This window comes from Aquimarina amphilecti (genome assembly GCF_900109375.1).
Classification (GTDB): Bacteria; Bacteroidota; Bacteroidia; order Flavobacteriales; family Flavobacteriaceae; genus Aquimarina; species Aquimarina amphilecti.
Map to the genome: position 1 here is coordinate 21,459 of NZ_FOAB01000007.1, position 20,335 is coordinate 41,793.

A 20,335-nucleotide genomic window follows, 5' to 3' on the forward strand; every position below is an offset into this window, starting at 1 on the left:
TTCAAACCCTATTTCATAACTTTTGCCATCACATGATATCTTGGATCATCAATATCATGCTCTATAACATTAGCCAACCTAGGAGAAGCTTTTATCATCAATGCCTGACACTCTTCACTCAAGTGTTTTACTCGAACCGTCTTACCCGCCTCTTCATACTTCCCAACCAGATTAAAAACCGCTTCTAACGCAGAGTGATCACTAACTCTAGATTCGATAAAATCAATTTCTATGTTCTCTGGATCATTTGCTACATCAAATTTAGAATTAAATGCTTGAATACTTCCAAAAAACAAAGGGCCCCATATCTCATAAACTTTGGTTCCATCTTCTTTTATATGTTTTCTAGCTCGAATTTTCTTAGCATTCTCCCAAGCAAATGCCAATGCAGACATAATTACACCTGCAATTACCGCAACGGCTAAATCAAAAAAGACGGTTAGTAATGAAACAGAAATCAATACAATAGCATCAGTTAATGGGATTTTATTAAGTATCCTAAAGCTAGACCAAGCAAAAGTTCCAATTACCACCATAAACATCACACCTACTAATGCTGCAATCGGTACTTGCTCAATTAACCCAGATGCAAACAATATAAACATCAATAATGTCACAGCCGCAACAATACCCGATAAACGCGTACGACCACCACCTTTTATATTAATAATTGATTGTCCAATCATAGCACAACCACCCATTCCTCCGAAAAGACCTGTAACAATATTTGCTCCACCTTGCGCAAGACATTCTCTGTTAGAGTTTCCGCGTGTTTCTGTTAACTCATCAATAAGATTAAGCGTCATTAAGGATTCTATTAAACCAATTGCAGCTAAAATAATAGCGTACGGACCTATAAAATATAAGGTTTCAAGATTCATAGGAATCTTATTGAAAATATCAAATTGAAATTGAGGTAGACCACCTTTCAATCCTTTTCCTCCTCCTTGTTCAATGAAAGTACCTACTGTAGCAACATCAAGTTTTCCTAATATTACTATTGCAGAAACAACAACAATTCCGATTAAAGCTTCAGGTAGTTTTGATGTAACCTTTAACTTTGGAAGTCCCCACATAATTAGCATGGTCAAAAGAACGAGGGCCAACATCATTAAGAGTTTATTAGTTGAAATCCATTTTTTTACTTTTCCTCCTTTTTTAACACTATAAACACCGTCTTTTTCTACATTAAAAAGCACCTTTTTAGTATCTACATCAAAAACCTGATTATCATCAACTATATATTTGGTTTCCTTAGTATTAAAATCTTCAAACCTATTATTAGTTCCAAAAAGATATAGTGGCTCTTTAGTTATCAAATCATAAACTACCCCCTCCTTGATATCATATTGTTTTAACTCAGAAGATGTTTTATACTTATCATTTCCAAAAATATCCTTCACACCTTCCTTAAACATTCCCAATTGAGAAAGAAAAATTACAATCGCTAATCCATTAACAAACCCCATCATTACAGGATGTGGAATTAATCGCACGAATTTACCTAGTTTAAAAACTCCTGCTAACATTTGGATAACTCCCATTAATATGACTGTAGCGAAGAGATAATACAAGCCTAATTGTTCCCCTTCTACTCCCATAGCATTCCCTTCCGCAACTAAACTCACCATTACAACCGCAAGTGCCCCAGTAGCACCAGAAATCATTCCAGGACGTCCTCCAAATATAGAAGTAATCAATCCAATCATAAACGCAGCGTATAATCCTACTAATGGATCTACTCCAGCCACAAATGCAAAAGCAACAGCTTCAGGAACCAAAGCTAAAGCTACTGTTAAACCAGATAGAATATCATTCTTAGCATTTGCTACTCTTTTTCTTACAAACTCAGTCATAATCAGTCTATTTTGAGGGTGCAAAAATACAGTTATTTTATGTCTTGACAAGTAAAATCACTACCTATATACCTCAAGAATGAAACTAAAACGTTATAGAAGATCTTAAAAATATAAAACTTAGTATATTTATGCCTAACTCACATCATACATGCGAAACATCACTCTCATTATCAGTATTTTGACTATTATTTCCTGTAACACCAAGAAAGATAATTCAACTGAAAATTTTGATTTCACTACAATTTTTGAAAAAAGTGATGGAACGGAAACTCCGACATACCCCGAAGTAATAACATTTTATCAAAACTTATCTAAAGCATACCCAGAAATCAATATTCAAGAAATTGGAATTACAGATAGTGGCAACCCTCTTCATATTGTTACACTTAACCCTGATCAAGTATTTGATTTTGAAAAAATAAGATTAGACAAACGTATTTTACTAATCAATAATGGAATTCATCCTGGGGAAAGCGATGGTATTGATGCAACTATGCTTCTTTTTAGAGATATTGCTAACGGAACTATTGAAGCACCTAAACAAACTGTTTTAGCTACAATTCCAATTTATAATATTGGAGGTGCGCTAAATAGAAATACAGGCACCCGAACCAATCAGAACGGTCCTAAAGCATATGGTTTTAGAGGAAATGCACGGAATTATGACTTAAATCGTGATTTTATAAAAAATGACACAAAAAATGCCCAGACGTTTGCAAAGATTTTTCATTTAACAAAACCTGATGTTTTCATAGATAATCACGTTAGCAATGGTGCTGATTATCAATATACGCTAACCCATCTATTTACGCAGCATAATAAATTAAATGGTAATCTCGGCAACTATTTACATAATGAAATGCATCCACAATTGGAAAAGTCATTATCTAATAAAGACTGGGACATTACACCTTATGTAAATGTTTGGGGAACAACTCCTGATAAGGGATGGACACAATTCATGGATTCCCCTAGATATTCGACAGGATACACAACATTATGGAACACCTTAGGAATGATGGTAGAAACACACATGCTAAAACCTTATAAACCAAGAGTTTTAGGTACATATGAATTAATGAAATCCATGATTGATATTACAGAAAAAGATGGGGAACAAATAAAAAATCTTCGTCAACAAGCTTTTATTGATTTACCAAAACAAAAGACATATCCTGTAAACTGGAAAGTAGATACTACTAAAGCTACTAATTTCAGTTTTAAAGGGTACGAAGGAAGTTACATAGACAGTAAAATTACGGGTGCCAAACGGTTAAAATATGATCAAGAGAAACCCTATACGAAAGAAGTTAGATACCAAAACTATTTTCTTCCTACTTCCGAAATCACAATTCCTTCTTCCTATATTCTCCCAAAAGGTTTTTGGAATGTTTTAGAAAAACTAAGTCTTAATGAAATATCTTATAAAGCTTTAGAAAAAGACACTACCATATCTGTAGAGGTATATCATATCCAAGATTACAAAAGTAGAGAAACACCTTATGAGGGGCATTACTTACATTACTCCACTTCTATCAGAAAAAGTATAGAAACAATAACTTTTCTAAAAGGAGATTATATAATTCCTACTAACCAAAAAGGATTTAGATATTTATTAGAAACATTAGAACCAGAAGCTCCGGATTCATTTTTTAACTGGAATTTCTTTGATACCATTTTACAACAAAAAGAAGGTTTTTCGCCATACGTTTGGGAGGATAAAGCATTGGAATTATTAGAAAATGATGAGAGTCTCAGACAAAATTTTGAAAAAAAGAAAGAAGACTCTCTTTTTGCTAACAATTGGTACGCACAACTTGATTGGATCCACAAACAATCAGATAATTATGAAAAAGCCCATATGCGATATCCTGTTTATCGAATTCTGAAATAATTATTATTTCAAATTTAGATTATCAATTTTAACCTTAATACCAGATGCTTGCATCTCTTTTTCTATGCTCTCAAATTGTGTTTTATCTACACTTTTTACAATACTCCCTTTTTTTAAATAATGTAAATAATCGCACGTTTCATAAAGGGTAGAAAAAATATGAGATGATAAAACTATTATTTTATTAAGTTGTTTCAGTTTAGCAAGAATTTCAGTAATAACTGTGTTACTATAAATATCAACCCCATTAAAAGGTTCATCTAGAATAAAAATATCATTATCCTGAAGCAGAATACCGGTAAAAGCCAACTTCTTTTTCATACCAGTAGAATATCTTTCCGCATATTGTTGTAATGGTAAATCAAAAATATTCTTTTCGGCAAAATTATTAACTTTAATATTTCTTGCATTGCATAATAACTGCAGATATTCTTTACCAGTAACCTTGGATAAAAAATCGGGATCCGTTGGCAAAAAACCCATTACATTCTTAATATTACCTTTTGTATACTCTACTGTTCCATTAAAGTTTTCTATCCCAGATATCGATCTAAACAAAGTAGTTTTTCCAGCTCCATTTTCTCCAACAACACCATGAATCTCTCCAGGATTGAATGTTAGATTAATATCCTTAAGCACATGATGACTGCCATAGTATTTTTGTAAAGACTTTATTGATATCATTTTAGTAATAGATCTAAATTATTTAAAGCTTTATTATAAAAATAAGGTAATGTTATTACCATTAACGGAGGAAACAAAATGCATAATACTCCAATTACTCCTTGCATAATTTCTAATCCTTGACTCTGAAAAGCATATTTCATAAACACATACATAATCAAGTACACCCAACCTAAAATCAAAAAAAGTAATATTACATGTATCTGATCCGCATAAAAAAGAGATAAAGATATACATATCGGAATGGTTAAAATAAAACTATACCAGAGAGCAGTTACAACTTTATATTTCAAAAATTCTTTAGAATTCATTGCATATATCCAAATATAAAATTCTGGATCCTTTTTCAGGTAGTAAGTAGAACATATAAAAAAGATAGCTACTATAGAAAACAAGCCAAGATTAAAATTACCCTTAACAATAGCTACAATAACCAATGCATATATTAAAAAAAACAACCAAAAAGTTTTACGGAATCCAATTATAAACTCCCAAGGTTGTTTATTAAAAGGAGTTGGTATTATTAGAGATACTTTATTTCTCTTTCTACCCCACGAAGTTAACAAAGCTAATACAAATATCAAAAACACCTCTATGTAACATGCTTTGTACAATGAGAATACTACAAATGGCATTACTCCTATCAAACTATTAAGCAATTTAATTTTTCTGAAATTAGAAGTTGAAAAATGTTGTTTTATGAATTCATTATGCCCCGAAGTATTAAAAGCATAAATAAAAACTGTACTTAATAATACATAAACATAGGACGCATAAGGCACTTGATTAAAAAAAGATAACGACAACCAATAAAACAATCCAATGATTATAGGAAACCCAATTATAGGTTCAGTCCCAAAATCTTTAAAAGAACGATAAAGACGTTTACATTGTAATTGATAATAATACTTCAAAAATTATTGATTAAAAAAATGAATACATATCATTGGTCACATCATAACCATAAAAGTTACAATGTTAATTATTCAACTTTTAAAAGATTATTGATAGTTTTAATTTACCAAAAAAACATTCTAATGACTTTAAAAAATAATTAGAAGTAGTAAAAAAATTCTTAAACATCATATAACCCATATAATTTTTCATTAGATTTTTATCATAATCTTTAGTAATATTTTCAGATATACTTTAAATTATCACAAGTATATCTAATAATTTATTATTAAACTCTAATGATAATCAAACCACACTACAGAAGGTTTATTGAATAGTTTGATTGCAAATTTAAAAAGTGGGGTAGTTTGAAAAAGATGATTACTTTTGCAAATGATATTAACTTATCAAAATACTAGGTAACAACAATTAAGAATTAAATAGTTTTAATGCTTAAACAACTTATTGGACACTGATCGCTCTCTAGCAAAAAAGTAGATTGAAGTAAGAAGAATAGCCATATTCTACCAATGCAAAATTGCATTAAAAAAATTTAAAAAACAGTAAATGAAGGAATTATTTGATAATGTATCATTTAAGTGTAGTAAAATTGTTACACAAAACTATAGTACTTCATTCTCTATGGGTATTAAACTGTTTGATAAATCAATAAGAGACAGCATCTTTAGTATCTATGGTTTTGTACGTTTTGCAGATGAGATTGTTGATACATTCCATAATTACGATAAAGCTACTTTGTTTTCGAATTTTGAGGAAGACTACTACCGCGCCTATAATCAAGGTATAAGTCTTAATCCAATATTAAACTCGTTTCAAATAACTGTTAAGAAATATAATATTGATGATGAATTAATACAAGCCTTCTTAAAAAGTATGCGTAGTGATTTATCAAAAAAAGAGTTTGATGATGAAGAAATCAAAGCTTATATCTACGGATCAGCTGACGTAGTGGGATTAATGTGCCTTAAGGTTTTTGTTAATGGTAACGAAGAAAGGTATCAAGCATTAAAACCTGCAGCGATGCGTTTAGGTTCTGCTTTTCAGAAAGTAAATTTCCTTCGTGACATCAATGATGATATCAATCAACTACACCGCATCTACTTCCCTATTTTAAGGGATAATGAGCTAACTGAAAATATTAAGAAAAAAATCATAGAATATATAAACGAAGATTTTAAAGTTGCTTTAGAAGGAATTAAAGAACTACCGGACAATTCAAAAAATGGAGTTTATGCAGCCTATCTTTACTATACTAAACTTACGACCAAGATAGAATATACTCCTGTTGAGAAATTACTCAATGAACGAGTTCGAATACCTAATAGATCTAAAATATGGACATTAGCATCTATTTACATTAGCAACAAACTTAAACTGGCATAGAGTGCAATAAAATTACAGAACTATGTCTCTCTACTTAATTATTCTTATTATTTCACTTGCTGGACCTCTAGCTTTGAGTTTCGAAAAAAACCTTAAACTTTATAAGCGTTGGAAATATTTGCTTCCTGCCATCCTTATAACATTGGTTGTTTTTGTTACTTGGGATATAATTTTTACTCATATAGGATGCTGGTTTTTTAATCCAATGTATAATTCAGGGATTTATATAAATAAACTTCCTTTAGAAGAATACTTATTCTTTATTGCCATCCCATATGCTTGCGCATTCTCATTTTATGCAGTTAAGTTTCATTTTCCTAACTTTAAATTAAATGAAAAATGGACAAAAATTTTAACCTTTCTAATTGTAACAGCATCGATTACAACCTCGTTTTTAAACACAGATCTCACCTATACTTTTGTTAATTTTCTTGTATTACCAGTAGTCCTTTTACTAAGCTATTATTTTACCAGAGAAGTAGTACAACATTATTTAGCAATATATCCGATTTTACTCATCCCTTTTTTTATCATAAACGGAATCTTAACAGGAACAGGAATTGAACAAGCTGTTTTCGACTATAATCCAGAAGTAATATTGGGAATTCGAGTACTTTCAATTCCACTTGAAGATATGTTTTACAATTTTTCATTGCTTTTATCACCTTTAATGCTAACTCATATTTTTGAGATGAGATCTAAAAAAAACAAAAAGGTATGAAGATTGTAGTGATAGACTTTGTATTTAATGAATTGATTAATTTTTTATTAGAAAAAAACACTTTTCCTATAAACAAAAAAACACGTAAGCAATTAACGAAAGTATTCGACTACATTATGGAATATCAATCTATCCTATTAGTACGACAATTCTCGTTAATGAAATACTCCCACGATAAATGAATCGGATAATTAAATATATTATGAACGAAGGGCTTCCGATAACTTTCATAGTTTTTTACTGTGTAGGGTTGGTCTTATATTTCACCCCTTCTACTCATAATTTATTTATACTAATAACACCTTATACCTTAGTATTAGTTTCCGCAGCTGTATTTTCTCATCATAAAGGATGGAGTACAAAAACGATTGCTGTTTTAACTAGTATTTTTATACTAAGTATTATCATCGAAATTATTGGTGTAGCAACTGGCAAACTATTTGGTGTGTATGCGTATGGCGAAGGACTCGGTATTAAAATAGAAAATGTACCTGTTATTATTGGTCTTAACTGGGTTTTCCTATCGTATGCATCTAATGGAATCATTTCTAGATATACATCCAAGAACGTTCCTATTATTCTAGGTGCAGCATCATTGATGGTTATATATGATTTATTACTTGAAAAAGCAGCTCCTTTAATTGACATGTGGATGTTTTCAAAAAATGATCCTCCTATAAACAACTATATAGCTTGGTTCCTTCTTGCTTTAATATTTAATTGGGCTGTTCAGAAATTTAAGATAAACACAAACAATCGACCTGCTCGTTGGTTATTCTTTATCCAATTTAGTTTCTTCATAATCCTAGTTATTCACAATATTTACATTAAGAAATGATACGAGCTAATCATAGTAAACTCTGGGTGAAATTTTCTGGTTATTACACGAGAATACTAATAGGTTTTTTTTTCGGAAGCATTAAATACACTGGTAATTATGAAGAAAAAGGACTACCTATACTTATGATTAGTAATCATTTTTCTTTTTATGATGGCTTTATCCAAATCTTATTAAATATCAAAATTTTTAAACGAAGGTTTAATTTTATGATGTTAGAAAAGGAATTGAAAAAAAATATGCTATTAACCAAAATTGGAGCTAGTTCAATCAATAAGGGTAAAAGATCAAGTATAGCGAGCCTTGATTATGCTGTCGAAATGCTACAAAATAAGGAGAACTTATTTTTATTTTTTCCACAAGGAAAAATTCAAAGCATTTATACAAGAGAATTTACTTTTGAAAAAGGCTTACTTTCGCATATTCTAGAAAAGACAAAAAACGATTATCAATTGGTTTACAATGTCAACCTTATTAATTACGGAACCAAACTCCGACCTGATATGCATGTTCATTATGAAACACATACTATAAGTTCAACTATGAATGCCGAAGATGTAGAACGAGAATTTAATCGTTTTGCAAAATCGTGTTTCTCAAAACAAGGTGTAAGATGATTTATTTCTGTTATTTCTTAATAACTCTTCTAATTATCAGATTGCTTGTAGCATTTGTTAACTACCTTTCGTTTGCGTACCTACCAAAAACTACTCCGTTAATATCAGTACCATCTGTTTCCGTTTTAATACCTGCGCGTAATGAGGAAGAAAACATTGGAGCTTTACTTAAGCAATTATCAACGTTTGAATATAGTATGCTAGAAATCATAGTCTACAACGATCATTCTACAGATAAAACAGAAAGTATTATTAAGCATTGGGCTGCACTTAAATCTAATATTAAGCTCATCAATGGAGATGCGCTTCCAAAAGGTTGGTTAGGTAAAAATCACGCTTGTCATCAACTAGCGCAAGCTGCAACTGGTGAGATATTACTGTTTTTAGATGCAGATGTAAGTGTAAAAAAAGGCGTAATCAAACGTAGTATCAGCTACTTGCAGAAACACGAGCTTCACTTGCTATCAATATTTCCAAAGCAAATAGTAAAATCTTTTGGAGAAAAAGTTTCTGTACCTCTAATGAATTGGGTTTTATTGAGTATACTTCCAATATATCTAATTCGAAAGTCAAAAAACAAAATTTTTTCTGCTGCCAATGGTCAATTCATGATGTTTAAAGCAGCTACATATAAGGCAATATGGCCTCACGAAAAATATAAATCTCATAAAGTAGAAGACATAGCGATTATAAGGTTATTTAAACAAAAAGGCCTTGCTAGTGATACTCGCTTAGGGGATAACGATATTTCTTGCAGAATGTATGTTGGATTAGATGAAGCGATTGAGGGGTTCATAAAAAACATATTTCAATTCTTTGGAAATAGCATTTTAGTAACTATAACTTTTGGGATATTAACTACTATTGCTCCATTTGTAGTATATCTATACATGGGCTTATGGTGGTTAACTGCTTACCTAGCTGGCATAGTATGTATCCGATTTTTTGTAATGCTGGCAAGCCAACAATCAGTTATTCAAAATGTACTATTAGTCCTACCACAACACATTATATTTCTTTTAATAATAATTAAGGGACTCATAAATAACAAACAGAAAAAACTAATATGGAAAGACAGAAATATATTACAAGATCTATAATTGCGATCGTTACTTTACTGTTTTCAATACAATTAAGCTTTTCTCAAAGCCCTTATCGTGATCCTATTTACAAAGCTTATTCTAGAGGTAAAATGGATAAGTGGTTCCAGTTAATGGATTCGTGCGAAAAAAACGTAAACCCCAATAGTTTTGAGGAACAACTAGAGCTTATTAGTTATTACTATGGTTATACAGCCTGGTTAATTGGAGCCGAAAAAGATGATATTGCCGAAGAATACATCGACAAATCAGAGGAAATTATTGATCAATTATTAGAAAAATCACCCGATAACGCAACCTTGCTAGCCTACAAGGGCGCTTACATTGCATTTACCATAGGTATCTCTAATTTAAAAGCTATTTATTTAGGAAGAAAAAGCATGAGATACATAGATAAATCTATTGAACTAGATCCAGAAAATATCCAAGGGAATATTGAAAAAGGAAACTCGATGTATTATCGCCCATCTGCATTTGGCGGAGATAAAGCTGAAGCGATTAAATACTACATAAAGGCAGTTGAAAGCTTTGAGAAACAAGGACTGGTTGTCAACAATTGGATGTACATCAATACAATGACTGCATTAGGACAAGCATACGAAGCTACAGATCAAATACAGCTAGCCAAATCATGTTATGAGAAAATAATGCGAATATTTCCTAATTTCATGTGGGTTGAAGATGAACTCTATCCTGATATGTTAAAGCGTAACAATCTATAACACTTATCATCTAGTTCAATGAAATTTACAACATACAGAACAGTATTACATTGTATAAAACTCTTTATACTATTAAGCTTTATTGCAATCCCTACAAACTTAAGCGCTCAAAACACATCAGATAGTGACGTTAATCTAAGTAAAACTCCTCCTCGTATTATCAGAGCTTGTTGTGCATTTGGTTATGATTTAAAAATATGGGGAGTGCCATTTGTTTCTATTGATCAAGTAATTAGCATTGATGAATTAAGTGATCATCACTATATGGGCAAAAAGAGTGAAGGTACTGGGACTATTTACACTAATAAAGGTGGTTTTATCGACGTTGGTCACTTGCGGGATCAAATTGATTGGACTCGTTATTTATATACTACTATTCTAAATAGTAAAGGTAAAGGCGAAATAATTTTGCCTTTACGTAACGAAGCAGGACGCAAAACCTTATACTTAAATATACCCGAAGAGCTTAGCAATAGTGATTGTATTCTATTAGCCGGAAAAATAACATATGATCTTTCTCTATGGCATGAGATTTCTACTTGGTATGGAGCATCAACTATTCCATTCATCCCAGAAAAATTTTCTAGTTTTTCAGTTGAAGATGTTTATTCAAACTTACTTGGAATCCACATAGGGATGAAAACTTTGAAATCAAAACTTCCCTTTAACAAGGCAGCAACGATGATTATCGAATCGACATTAGATAGTTTAGATGTCGTAAAGACAGCAAAAGAAACGTATGACGCATATGATGCTATAAACAATAAGTGGTATACCAATAAAAAACGAATCCCTAGTTCCAAAATTACTCTAAAACGAGACCCTAATGTTCTTAGTTCGAGTCGTCCCTGGATAATACCAAATCAAACCAATAACAATAATGAATCAATTACGTTAGACGTTCCTCTTTTAAATACAAAAGGTGAGTTACTTACTAATTATTATCAATTTACTATTGACCTCAATTACAGATTTCCTGTAGAAGAAATTTTTCCAGGTCGAGAAAGTAGCCTAATCAATCAAGATGATTTTAGCGTATTATTGAATAGAATTGGTAATGAGATACAAGTCATGGAACAAAGCGTATTGACAGAAAGAAAAGAAAGTCTTCGAAAATAATAACCTTTTCAAATTAGTGGTTACTCTCTATAAAACATAATAACAAACCAAGCACATAAAGGGTTCCTTTATCAAGCAAACCTATCATCCGAAAGAAGTCTATTTTTTTAAATTATCATAAAGCCTTTCCAACTCCTTAAAAACATCATTATAGCTAACAAAAAAAGATTCCTCCTCCTCATCACTATATCTAATTTTATCACCTATCACTAAACCTCCTTCGTAATCTTCAACATTACGTCTAAAAGGATACTTTAATCTCCCCAAAACACCTGTTTCTATATTACCTACATATATGCTATCAAATATATCGGGTGCACCAGAAAATTGAATAATTAAATACTTATCAATTAAATCCACTTGTAATATAGAATCCCATCTCAATTTTTCAGGACTACCGGTTAAATTAAGATCATTTACCAAAAGCCATTTTTGTAAATCGCCTTTTACAACAAAAATTCCGTGAGAGGTTTTATATATTTTATATTCATTATCACTTACAACTAATTCTGGAGAAGACTTATTATAAAAATGACAATTCCCGCAATAGGATAAAAAAGCAGTTTTATCTTTTACACTAAACAACGAATCTTCCTCGTTCAATAATAAATTCAACGTATCATTATTTAAGACAAGAGAATAATTATCTGGGATTTTGATCTTTTCAGTATCCCAGTTAACTTCAGGATAAATAATTAAGTTAAAGTATTTATTTTCAGGTATTTTTTTCTTTGAAGAATACCCTTTGAAAATCCACTCAAGAGAAGGATCCGGTTTTTCCCTTGGTTCTGAAAATAATTTTTTCTGAATAACTGACAAGAATGGTTTGTTTTCAGGTTTACTTAATAAAGCAGGAATAGGATAAATACGTTTCATCTCACAATAACAACCAAAATCACTGAATTTATAAACTTCATTGCTCTTCCCATTCACAATTTTAATATCTGTCCCTCCAAATGTACTCCCACTTTCATAAAAAGAATACAACGTATCCAGTACATTATCATTATTAAAATCTTCAATCACAGGAGGATACTCCTTATATGATTGAGCCTGTAAGTTTATCATTAACATTAAAAAAACATATCGGATACAGGACCCCTTCATAAACATACTACATATCTTAATCATAAATAAGTAAACTTATTATTACAAATACTCATGCGAAAACAATTGTCTAATATTTGCATATGAATCCTTAAGGGCCTTTCGAGCTTTTTTTGCATCTTTCCATTTAACTTTCATAATCCCTTCATCCTTCTGAGGTATCAAGATTCCTTTATATTCAGTTTTCATTTCAAACCAATAGGTAACCTTTAACCTAAATTCTCCATTTCTTTTAAAAACATGATAGGTTCTATATAAAAACTTGGTGATTTCTAACCCAGAAACACCTGTTTCCTCCTCTACTTCTCTAATAGCAGTTGTTTCTATGTCTTCTTTTTTTTCCGCTTTTCCTTTCGGAAGATCCCATTTACCATTACGATGAATAAAAAGAACTTCTTTTTTCTTATTATACACCTTACCTCCTCCTGCTACCACCACCGGTAACTTCGTATATAAATGTTCTAATAATTTTTCTTCATTTTTATGATAAAAATGATATTTAGCTTCCTTATCCTGATTTTCTTTCTCTAAAATATCTCTGATAATTTTAGGAAAATCTATTTCTTTGATATGAATTGTCTCATAATCCTCAATAACCTCTTTTGTTGAAAGAATAATAGGCGTATTATTCACAAAAACTTTATACATTTGCAACTATGATTTTTGATAAAAATACAGCTAAAAAAACCGCTGAACTACTGTTGCAAATTAACGCAATTAAATTACAACCGCAAGAACCTTTTACATGGGCTTCTGGATGGAAGTCTCCAATTTATTGTGATAATCGAGTTACTTTGTCGTATCCTGTTATTCGTAATTTTTTACGAGAGAATCTTGCTAAATTTATTGAAGAAAAATATGGAAAACCGGATGTTATTGCCGGTGTAGCAACAGGAGCTATAGGCATTGGCATGCTAGTAGCAGAACAACTAAATCTTCCTTTTATTTATGTTAGACCTGAAGCAAAAAAACATGGAAGAAAAAACCAAATAGAAGGAATCGTTCCTTCTGGTAAAAATGTTGTTGTCGTAGAAGATCTAATTAGTACCGGAAAAAGTAGCCTCAACGCAGTTAAAGCATTGAAAGAAGCCAATGCAAATGTAAAAGGAATGGTTGCTATTTTCAACTATGGTTTTGATATTGCTTCGAAAAATTTTAAAGAAGCGGCATTATCTTTGCACACATTAAGTAATTACGAAAATCTTCTGGAACAAGCATTAGATACTAATTATATAACACAAGAGGAACAAAAAACGCTGCAAAGCTGGAGAACAAATCCTGCAGAGTGGAATCAATAAATTTTTAATCTCAATGAATTTAGAAAGCCCTACAGTTACTGTAGAAAAAACTCAACAAGAAGTATTCGAATTTTTAACAAAAGTTGAAAACTTCGAACAATTAATGCCGGAAAGCAAACAGAAATTTGAAAAGCTAAACGACTCCAGATTTCTTTTTCAATTAAAAGGAATGCCTGAGATTGTTTTGGAACAAAAAACAAGCACGGAACATACTACAGTTGTACTTGGGGCAGCTAGTGAAAAACTGCCATTTACACTTACCGCAAATATTGTGGACACACAAGACGGAAAAAGTACAACTCAACTTATTTTTGAAGGACAATTCAATGCTATGATGGGAATGATGATTAAGAATCCTATTCAAAACTTCATCAATACATTAAGTGAAAATATTGGCAAAATTTAATTTTAATCAATATAATAATTTTACTTCTTTTAGGTCAAAACTTTGAATGATTTCATCTTCTAGAAGTATTTGAAGTTTTCCTGCCGAAGTAATATTTTGAATAATACCCACAAAAGAATCACCCTTTACATCTAAAAATGTAGAGGGTTTATTTTTTCTAAACAACAAAGACTCATATTCTTTCTTTATATTTCCGAAATTAGAGCTATGAAGCATCGAAAACCTATATTCTAGTTTTGCCAACACTACTTGCAAAACCTCATCTAAATCAAAATTTCTTCCCAAAATCTGTTTTAAAGATCCAGCTAGAGGAAGATTATTAAAATCTTGTTGATTTACATTTATCCCAATACCAATAATTGCTCCACGTAATCTGCCATTATTAACAACGTTTTCAATTAAAATACCACACATCTTATACTTATCTGACAGAATGTCGTTCGGCCATTTTATAGACAACTTAGGTAACATTAACAAATCTAAAGCATCATAAACACCTAATGAAACCGTCATCGAAATATAAAACTGATCCATTACATCGAGATCAGCAATAGGCATAAACACACTAGAAGTAAGGTTTTCTCCGGGATTGCTTTGCCATATAGTTCCCATTTGCCCTTTACCTTTCAATTGTTCTCTTGCAACAACACAAATAGATTTTGTTAAATATTTTTCCCGATTCATATCCCTCAGGAAAGTATTTGTAGAGTCAATGGCATCAACTTTGATTATATCCATAAATAACGATGTGAAAGTTTTTACAAATGTCCGGAAATACAGACATTAAAACCATAAAAAGTAATAACTTTACACAAATTAAAAAAATGCATGATTAAAAAAGAAATCGGTACTGATCAATTAATAACCCAAATTATTAAAGGTATTGAAGAAGTAAAGGGTAATGACATTACTATTTTAGATTTAAGAGAGATCGAAAATACAGTTTGTAGTTATTTCGTTATTTGTAACGGAACTTCTAACACTCAAGTAAATGCCATTGTCAATTCCATCCAAAAAACTGTTAGCAAATCAATAAAAGATAAACCTTGGCACGTAGAGGGAGGTGAAAATGCTGAATGGGTACTGATCGATTATGTAAATGTAGTTGTACACGTTTTTCAAAAGCATATCAGAGAATTTTATGACATTGAAGGATTATGGGGTGATGCAAAAACAACAACTATTGAAACAAACTATTAAAAGAAGCGTAAATGGCTAAAGAGAATAAAAAAATGGAACCAAATAAAAAACCAAAGTTTAGCGCATATTGGATTTATGGTGTTATAATTGTTGGTTTTTTAGCATTGAATTTTTTAGGTGGAGGAAATATGGGATCTGCTCCCGAAACAACTCCATCGGACTTCAATAACTTTTTAAGTAACGGCGAAGTAGAGCGTGTATCAATAATCAATAGACGTAAAGCTAAAGTTTTTCTGACTCAAGAAGCAAAAAGTCAGGAAAAACATACCAAGAACAAAAAAAATTCAATCTTACCAACTAGTCCAAATGATCCGGACTATGAATTTGAATTTGGAGATTTACAAAATTTCGAAAATGAAATTGCTAGGATAAAAAGTGAAAACGGCGTATCCACTGAGGTTGGTTATGATACTGAAAGTAATATGTGGGGTGATATTTTCATCACCTTACTTCCTTTTGCACTTATCATAGGTGTATGGATTTTCATAATGCGTAGAATGAGCGGTGGCGCTGGTGGAGGTGCTGGTGGTCAAATTTTTAATATCGGAAAATCCAAAGCAAAACTTTTTGATCAAAATACAGATGTAAAGGTATCTTTTGAAAATGTAGCCGGTCTTGAAGGAGCTAAGGAAGAAGTACAAGAAATTGTAGACTTTCTTAAAAACCCTGAAAAGTACACATCATTAGGAGGAAAAATACCAAAAGGAGCCTTATTAGTAGGACCTCCAGGAACAGGTAAAACACTATTAGCAAAGGCTGTAGCTGGAGAAGCTAAAGTTCCTTTTTTCTCTCTATCAGGTTCTGATTTCGTAGAAATGTTTGTAGGTGTAGGAGCTTCTAGAGTTCGTGATCTTTTTAAACAAGCTAAAGAAAAATCTCCTGCAATCATCTTTATCGATGAAATTGACGCCATTGGTCGTGCAAGAGGTAAGAGTAACTTTTCTGGATCAAATGACGAAAGAGAAAATACGCTAAACCAGCTTTTAACAGAAATGGATGGTTTTGGCACAAATACTAATGTAATTGTTATTGCTGCAACAAACCGTGCTGATGTATTAGATAAGGCATTAATGAGAGCTGGACGTTTTGATAGACAAATTTATGTAGACCTTCCTGATGTTAGAGAACGTAAAGAAATTTTCGAAGTACACTTAAAACCTCTTAAAAAAGAAGAAGGACTAGATACTGATTTTCTATCAAAACAAACACCAGGATTCTCTGGAGCTGATATTGCTAATGTTTGTAATGAAGCTGCACTTATTGCTGCGCGAAAAGGAAACAAAGCAGTTGGAAAACAAGATTTCCTTGATGCAGTAGATAGAATTGTTGGTGGATTAGAAAAGAAAAACAAAATCGTAACGCCTGGAGAAAAACGCGCAATTGCTTTTCATGAAGCTGGACATGCAACTGTAAGTTGGATGTTGGAACACGCTGCACCGTTAGTAAAAGTAACTATTGTACCTAGAGGTCAATCTCTTGGAGCAGCTTGGTATCTTCCGGAAGAGCGACTTATTGTTCGTCCTAATCAAATGTTAGATGAAATGTGTGCTACTCTTGGAGGTCGTGCTGCAGAGAAAGTAATTTTTAATGAAATTTCTACTGGAGCATTAAGTGACCTAGAGAAAGTTACGAAGCAAGCTCGTGCTATGGTTACTATATATGGTCTTAATGATAAAATTGGAAATTTAACCTATTATGATTCTTCTGGTCAAAACGAGTATGGATTTACAAAACCGTATAGCGAACAAACCAGTGAACTTATTGATAAAGAAATTTCTAATATTATAGAACAGCAATACCAACGTGCTATAAAACTATTAGAAAACAATAAAGATAAACTTACTGAACTTGCAGAGGTTCTATTAGAAAAGGAAGTTATTTTCAAAGATAATCTTGAGAAGATATTTGGAGAACGTCCGTTTGGTAAGAAAGAAGAAACAATAATCGAACCATCGTAAACGAATATTTCGATTTTTACTAGTAAATTAAAAAAATCTTAATCTAATACTCTTTTTAGATTAAGATTTTTTTATCTTTGAAAGTATTGTTAACCCGTAAATCCCCGATCGAATCTAAAGATGAGTCTATTTAGAAGAATATTTTCCTCAAAATCTAAATCAGACCAAAAGAGTAAGGAACGACACACTGAAGATCGCAGTAAATATATGCCCGAAATCAATCTTCCGGTTGATGAAAGCTTTATGATTAATTTCAAAAGGAATGGAGGCAAATTTTTGTATTGTGATAGTGATGAAGAAGTTCTTGATTCTTTTGACAAGATACTTTTAGAGAATGATTGGTACGAAAAGGATGTTTGCTGTTTCGATATGGGGCTAGAACATAAATTTTCCGGATTCAATCTTAACTATGTAAAAAAATCACCCGCGTCTTTCTTTTTTGCTACTTGTGAATATTTGATTGCAGATAGTGGCGCCATTCTTATTTCTTCAAATCAACTAAGAGAAAAAAAATTAATTGAACTACCAGATGATTTTATTATTCTAGCATCTACTAGCCAACTAGTTAATAACATTGGCGAGGGTTTAAAAGGCATCAAAGAAAAAAACAAAAGTGCAATCCCATCGAATATTACTACGATAAAAAACTTCGAACCGCAAAAAGAAAAAGACTTCTTAAGCTACGGAAGTAGCTCAAAAAATCTATATTTGCTGCTGCTGGAAGATTTATAATATGAAGGAACTGCTGACAAGGTCTTTATCGGGATTTTTATACATCGCGATATTATTAATTTCTATATTTATTTCTAAATATACCTTTATTGGAGTATTCTTAATCTTTGGTATTATTTGCATTTATGAATTTCAAAAGCTAATTCATTTAAAGAACACTTGGCTTTATATCATATTTATTGGGTTCTTACTTTTATTTCACACTCCAAGTTTAAAGATTCCTATATCAATTATCCTAATTACCCTAGGACTTACTATCATCACTCAATTATTTTTGGTAAGAGATCTCTTGACAATTAGGATCATCCCAATGTTTGAAAAAAGAAAATATTTTACTAGTATATTTTTCCTTATCACATCTATCGTTTTCTTAACTCTTATCCCTTGTTATGATGAAGCGTACGATCCCATTATGATAGCTGGGCCTCTTCTTATGATTTGGACTAATGACACTTTTGCTTATTTAGTAGGTAAAAACTTTGGAAAATATAAATTGTTAGAACGTATATCTCCAAAAAAGACCATAGAGGGTTTTGTCGGTGGTTTTCTTTTTACTTTGTTAGCAGGATATTTAATAGCAATTTTTTCAAACTCTTTATCAATTACTCTTTGGTTGATTATAAGTATAATTATGAGTATTTTTGGCACTCTTGGAGATCTTATTCAATCCAAGTTCAAAAGACAAGCTGGAGTAAAGGATAGTGGATCAATAATGCCAGGACATGGTGGTATTTTTGATCGTTTAGATAGTATTATTTTTTCGAGTCCATTTTTATACGCGTTTTTACAAATTTTGAAATATGTTTCATAAAGAAGGTTACAAAATTATATCGGTAGCAATAGTACTTTTTCTTGGTATTAATGCAGCAGCTTATGTATCAATTCAAATAGATGAATGGATTATTGCAATATTTTCTATTACACTTATTTTTTTGATATTAATATTACAATTTTTCAGAAACCCAAAAAGACGTACCGATGTTAATGACAATACGGTAGTAGCACCGGTAGATGGAAAAGTAGTAGTAATAGAAGAGGTATTTGAAAAAGAATATTTCAAGGAAAATAGATTACAAGTTTCTATTTTTATGTCCCCCATTAATGTTCATGTTACTCGACACCCAATAAATGGCCAAGTAAAGTTCAGCAAATATCACCCAGGTAAATACCTTGTTGCTTGGCACCCTAAAGCATCAGAAGAAAACGAAAGAACGACTGTAGTTGTAAAAAATAATTTTGTCGAAGTTCTTTATCGACAAATTGCTGGAGCATTAGCAAAAAGAATTGTGAATTATGCTGAAGAAGGTGAAAAGGTTATTCAAGGTTCCGATAGTGGATTCATTAAATTTGGTTCTAGAGTAGATGTTTACTTACCAATTGGAACAGAAGTAAATGTAACTTTAAACCAGAAAGTTAGAGGTGGAGAAAGTATTATCGCTAATGTATAAGTATGACCGATGAGGATTTAAATATCGCTTTTCAAAAGGCTTTTGACAAAGCCAGCAGCACCAAAATAGAATTACCTCCTGATGTTATGCTGCATTTTTACGCATACTACAAACAAGCTATGCACACAGAAGGCTTTTACACTCCATCTGGAAACAGCGAGTTGAGAAATGCGTTTAAACTAAATGCTCTTTTCCAAGTAAAAAACCTTACTCCAGAAGAAGCTAAGCTTAAATATATTGAGATCGTAAATAAATATATAACAGATATATAAAAAAAGCCCTTTAATAGTTAATTAAAGGGTTTTTTTAAATTACAATCCTTGTTTATTAAGGA

General features: G+C 31.5%; 22 protein-coding genes. 16 read left to right on the plus strand and 6 right to left on the minus strand.

Annotation, left to right across the window (positions count from 1 at the left end):
- Positions 1-8: 8 nt before the first annotated feature.
- Positions 9-1,856: a SulP family inorganic anion transporter gene (locus tag BMY33_RS17675; RefSeq protein WP_091411021.1), complete on the minus strand. Its 1,848-nt coding sequence runs from the start codon at positions 1,854-1,856 to the stop codon at positions 9-11.
- 151 nt (positions 1,857-2,007) lie between these two features.
- Here BMY33_RS17675 and BMY33_RS17680 point away from each other — a divergent pair, with 151 nt between their 5' ends.
- Positions 2,008-3,753: a M14 family metallopeptidase gene (locus BMY33_RS17680; protein ID WP_091411023.1), complete on the plus strand. Its 1,746-nt coding sequence runs from the start codon at positions 2,008-2,010 to the stop codon at positions 3,751-3,753.
- 3 nt (positions 3,754-3,756) lie between these two features.
- Here the strand turns inward: BMY33_RS17680 and BMY33_RS17685 are convergent, their stop codons facing one another.
- Positions 3,757-4,437: an ATP-binding cassette domain-containing protein gene (locus BMY33_RS17685; protein WP_091411024.1), complete on the minus strand. Its 681-nt coding sequence runs from the start codon at positions 4,435-4,437 to the stop codon at positions 3,757-3,759.
- Positions 4,434-5,351 carry a hypothetical protein gene (locus BMY33_RS17690; RefSeq protein WP_091411026.1) on the minus strand — a complete coding sequence of 306 codons (918 nt, stop codon included), beginning with the start codon at positions 5,349-5,351 and terminating at the stop codon, positions 4,434-4,436. The genes BMY33_RS17685 and BMY33_RS17690 overlap by 4 nt, the downstream gene beginning before the upstream one ends.
- A gap of 547 nt (positions 5,352-5,898) precedes the next feature.
- Between BMY33_RS17690 and BMY33_RS17695 the strand changes: the two genes are divergently transcribed.
- The 7 genes from BMY33_RS17695 (at position 5,899) to BMY33_RS17730 (ending at position 11,852) form a co-directional block, all read left to right on the plus strand.
- A complete protein-coding gene (locus BMY33_RS17695) occupies positions 5,899-6,735 on the plus strand; it encodes a phytoene/squalene synthase family protein (RefSeq protein WP_091411028.1) in 837 nt (278 codons plus the stop codon).
- A 22-nt stretch (positions 6,736-6,757) separates the two neighbouring features.
- On the plus strand, positions 6,758-7,456 hold the full coding sequence (locus BMY33_RS17700) for a lycopene cyclase domain-containing protein (RefSeq protein ID WP_091411030.1): 699 nt from the start codon (positions 6,758-6,760) through the stop codon (positions 7,454-7,456).
- Between the two features lie 178 nt (positions 7,457-7,634).
- Positions 7,635-8,294, plus strand: a complete 660-nt coding sequence (locus tag BMY33_RS17710) for a carotenoid biosynthesis protein (RefSeq protein WP_091411034.1) — start codon at positions 7,635-7,637, stop codon at positions 8,292-8,294.
- A complete protein-coding gene (locus BMY33_RS17715; protein ID WP_091411035.1) occupies positions 8,291-8,911 on the plus strand; it encodes a 1-acyl-sn-glycerol-3-phosphate acyltransferase in 621 nt (206 codons plus the stop codon). The genes BMY33_RS17710 and BMY33_RS17715 overlap by 4 nt, the downstream gene beginning before the upstream one ends.
- Positions 8,908-10,011: a glycosyltransferase family 2 protein gene (locus BMY33_RS17720; protein WP_091411037.1), complete on the plus strand. Its 1,104-nt coding sequence runs from the start codon at positions 8,908-8,910 to the stop codon at positions 10,009-10,011. The genes BMY33_RS17715 and BMY33_RS17720 overlap by 4 nt, the downstream gene beginning before the upstream one ends.
- A complete protein-coding gene (locus BMY33_RS17725; protein WP_091411039.1) occupies positions 9,978-10,733 on the plus strand; it encodes a tetratricopeptide repeat protein in 756 nt (251 codons plus the stop codon). The genes BMY33_RS17720 and BMY33_RS17725 overlap by 34 nt, the downstream gene beginning before the upstream one ends.
- 18 nt (positions 10,734-10,751) lie before the next feature.
- Positions 10,752-11,852 carry a DUF4056 domain-containing protein gene (locus tag BMY33_RS17730; protein ID WP_091411041.1) on the plus strand — a complete coding sequence of 367 codons (1,101 nt, stop codon included), beginning with the start codon at positions 10,752-10,754 and terminating at the stop codon, positions 11,850-11,852.
- A 99-nt stretch (positions 11,853-11,951) separates the two neighbouring features.
- Here the strand turns inward: BMY33_RS17730 and BMY33_RS17735 are convergent, their stop codons facing one another.
- Complete coding sequence (locus tag BMY33_RS17735) at positions 11,952-12,920, minus strand: hypothetical protein (protein ID WP_139195695.1); 969 nt, start codon at positions 12,918-12,920, stop codon at positions 11,952-11,954.
- Between the two features lie 81 nt (positions 12,921-13,001).
- Positions 13,002-13,607: an NUDIX hydrolase gene (locus tag BMY33_RS17740; RefSeq protein WP_091411045.1), complete on the minus strand. Its 606-nt coding sequence runs from the start codon at positions 13,605-13,607 to the stop codon at positions 13,002-13,004.
- Positions 13,608-13,615: 8 nt separating this feature from the next.
- On the opposite strand from BMY33_RS17740, the gene pyrE reads away from it, so the two are divergent.
- Positions 13,616-14,257, plus strand: a complete 642-nt coding sequence (gene pyrE, locus BMY33_RS17745) for an orotate phosphoribosyltransferase (RefSeq protein WP_091411047.1) — start codon at positions 13,616-13,618, stop codon at positions 14,255-14,257.
- A 13-nt stretch (positions 14,258-14,270) separates the two neighbouring features.
- Complete coding sequence (locus BMY33_RS17750; RefSeq protein ID WP_091411048.1) at positions 14,271-14,663, plus strand: orotate phosphoribosyltransferase; 393 nt, start codon at positions 14,271-14,273, stop codon at positions 14,661-14,663.
- Between the two features lie 6 nt (positions 14,664-14,669).
- Here BMY33_RS17750 and BMY33_RS17755 read toward each other — a convergent pair whose 3' ends face one another.
- Complete coding sequence (locus BMY33_RS17755; RefSeq protein WP_091411051.1) at positions 14,670-15,401, minus strand: biotin--[acetyl-CoA-carboxylase] ligase; 732 nt, start codon at positions 15,399-15,401, stop codon at positions 14,670-14,672.
- Between the two features lie 90 nt (positions 15,402-15,491).
- Between BMY33_RS17755 and rsfS the strand changes: the two genes are divergently transcribed.
- The 6 genes from rsfS (at position 15,492) to BMY33_RS17785 (ending at position 20,273) form a co-directional block, all read left to right on the plus strand.
- Positions 15,492-15,863: a ribosome silencing factor gene (gene rsfS / locus BMY33_RS17760; RefSeq protein ID WP_091411053.1), complete on the plus strand. Its 372-nt coding sequence runs from the start codon at positions 15,492-15,494 to the stop codon at positions 15,861-15,863.
- Positions 15,864-15,874: 11 nt separating this feature from the next.
- Entirely contained in the window at positions 15,875-17,821 is a 1,947-nt protein-coding gene (gene ftsH / locus BMY33_RS17765) for an ATP-dependent zinc metalloprotease FtsH (RefSeq protein WP_091411055.1), read from the plus strand.
- A gap of 120 nt (positions 17,822-17,941) precedes the next feature.
- Positions 17,942-18,553, plus strand: coding sequence for an LUD domain-containing protein (locus tag BMY33_RS17770; RefSeq protein ID WP_091411057.1), 612 nt, complete (start codon positions 17,942-17,944; stop codon positions 18,551-18,553).
- 1 nt (position 18,554) lies between these two features.
- Positions 18,555-19,364, plus strand: a complete 810-nt coding sequence (locus BMY33_RS17775; RefSeq protein ID WP_091411059.1) for a phosphatidate cytidylyltransferase — start codon at positions 18,555-18,557, stop codon at positions 19,362-19,364.
- Complete coding sequence (locus BMY33_RS17780; protein WP_091411061.1) at positions 19,354-20,001, plus strand: phosphatidylserine decarboxylase family protein; 648 nt, start codon at positions 19,354-19,356, stop codon at positions 19,999-20,001. Before BMY33_RS17775 ends, BMY33_RS17780 begins: the two co-directional genes overlap by 11 nt.
- A 2-nt stretch (positions 20,002-20,003) precedes the next feature.
- On the plus strand, positions 20,004-20,273 hold the full coding sequence (locus BMY33_RS17785) for an acyl-CoA-binding protein (protein ID WP_091411063.1): 270 nt from the start codon (positions 20,004-20,006) through the stop codon (positions 20,271-20,273).
- The last annotated feature ends 62 nt before the right edge of the window (positions 20,274-20,335 follow it).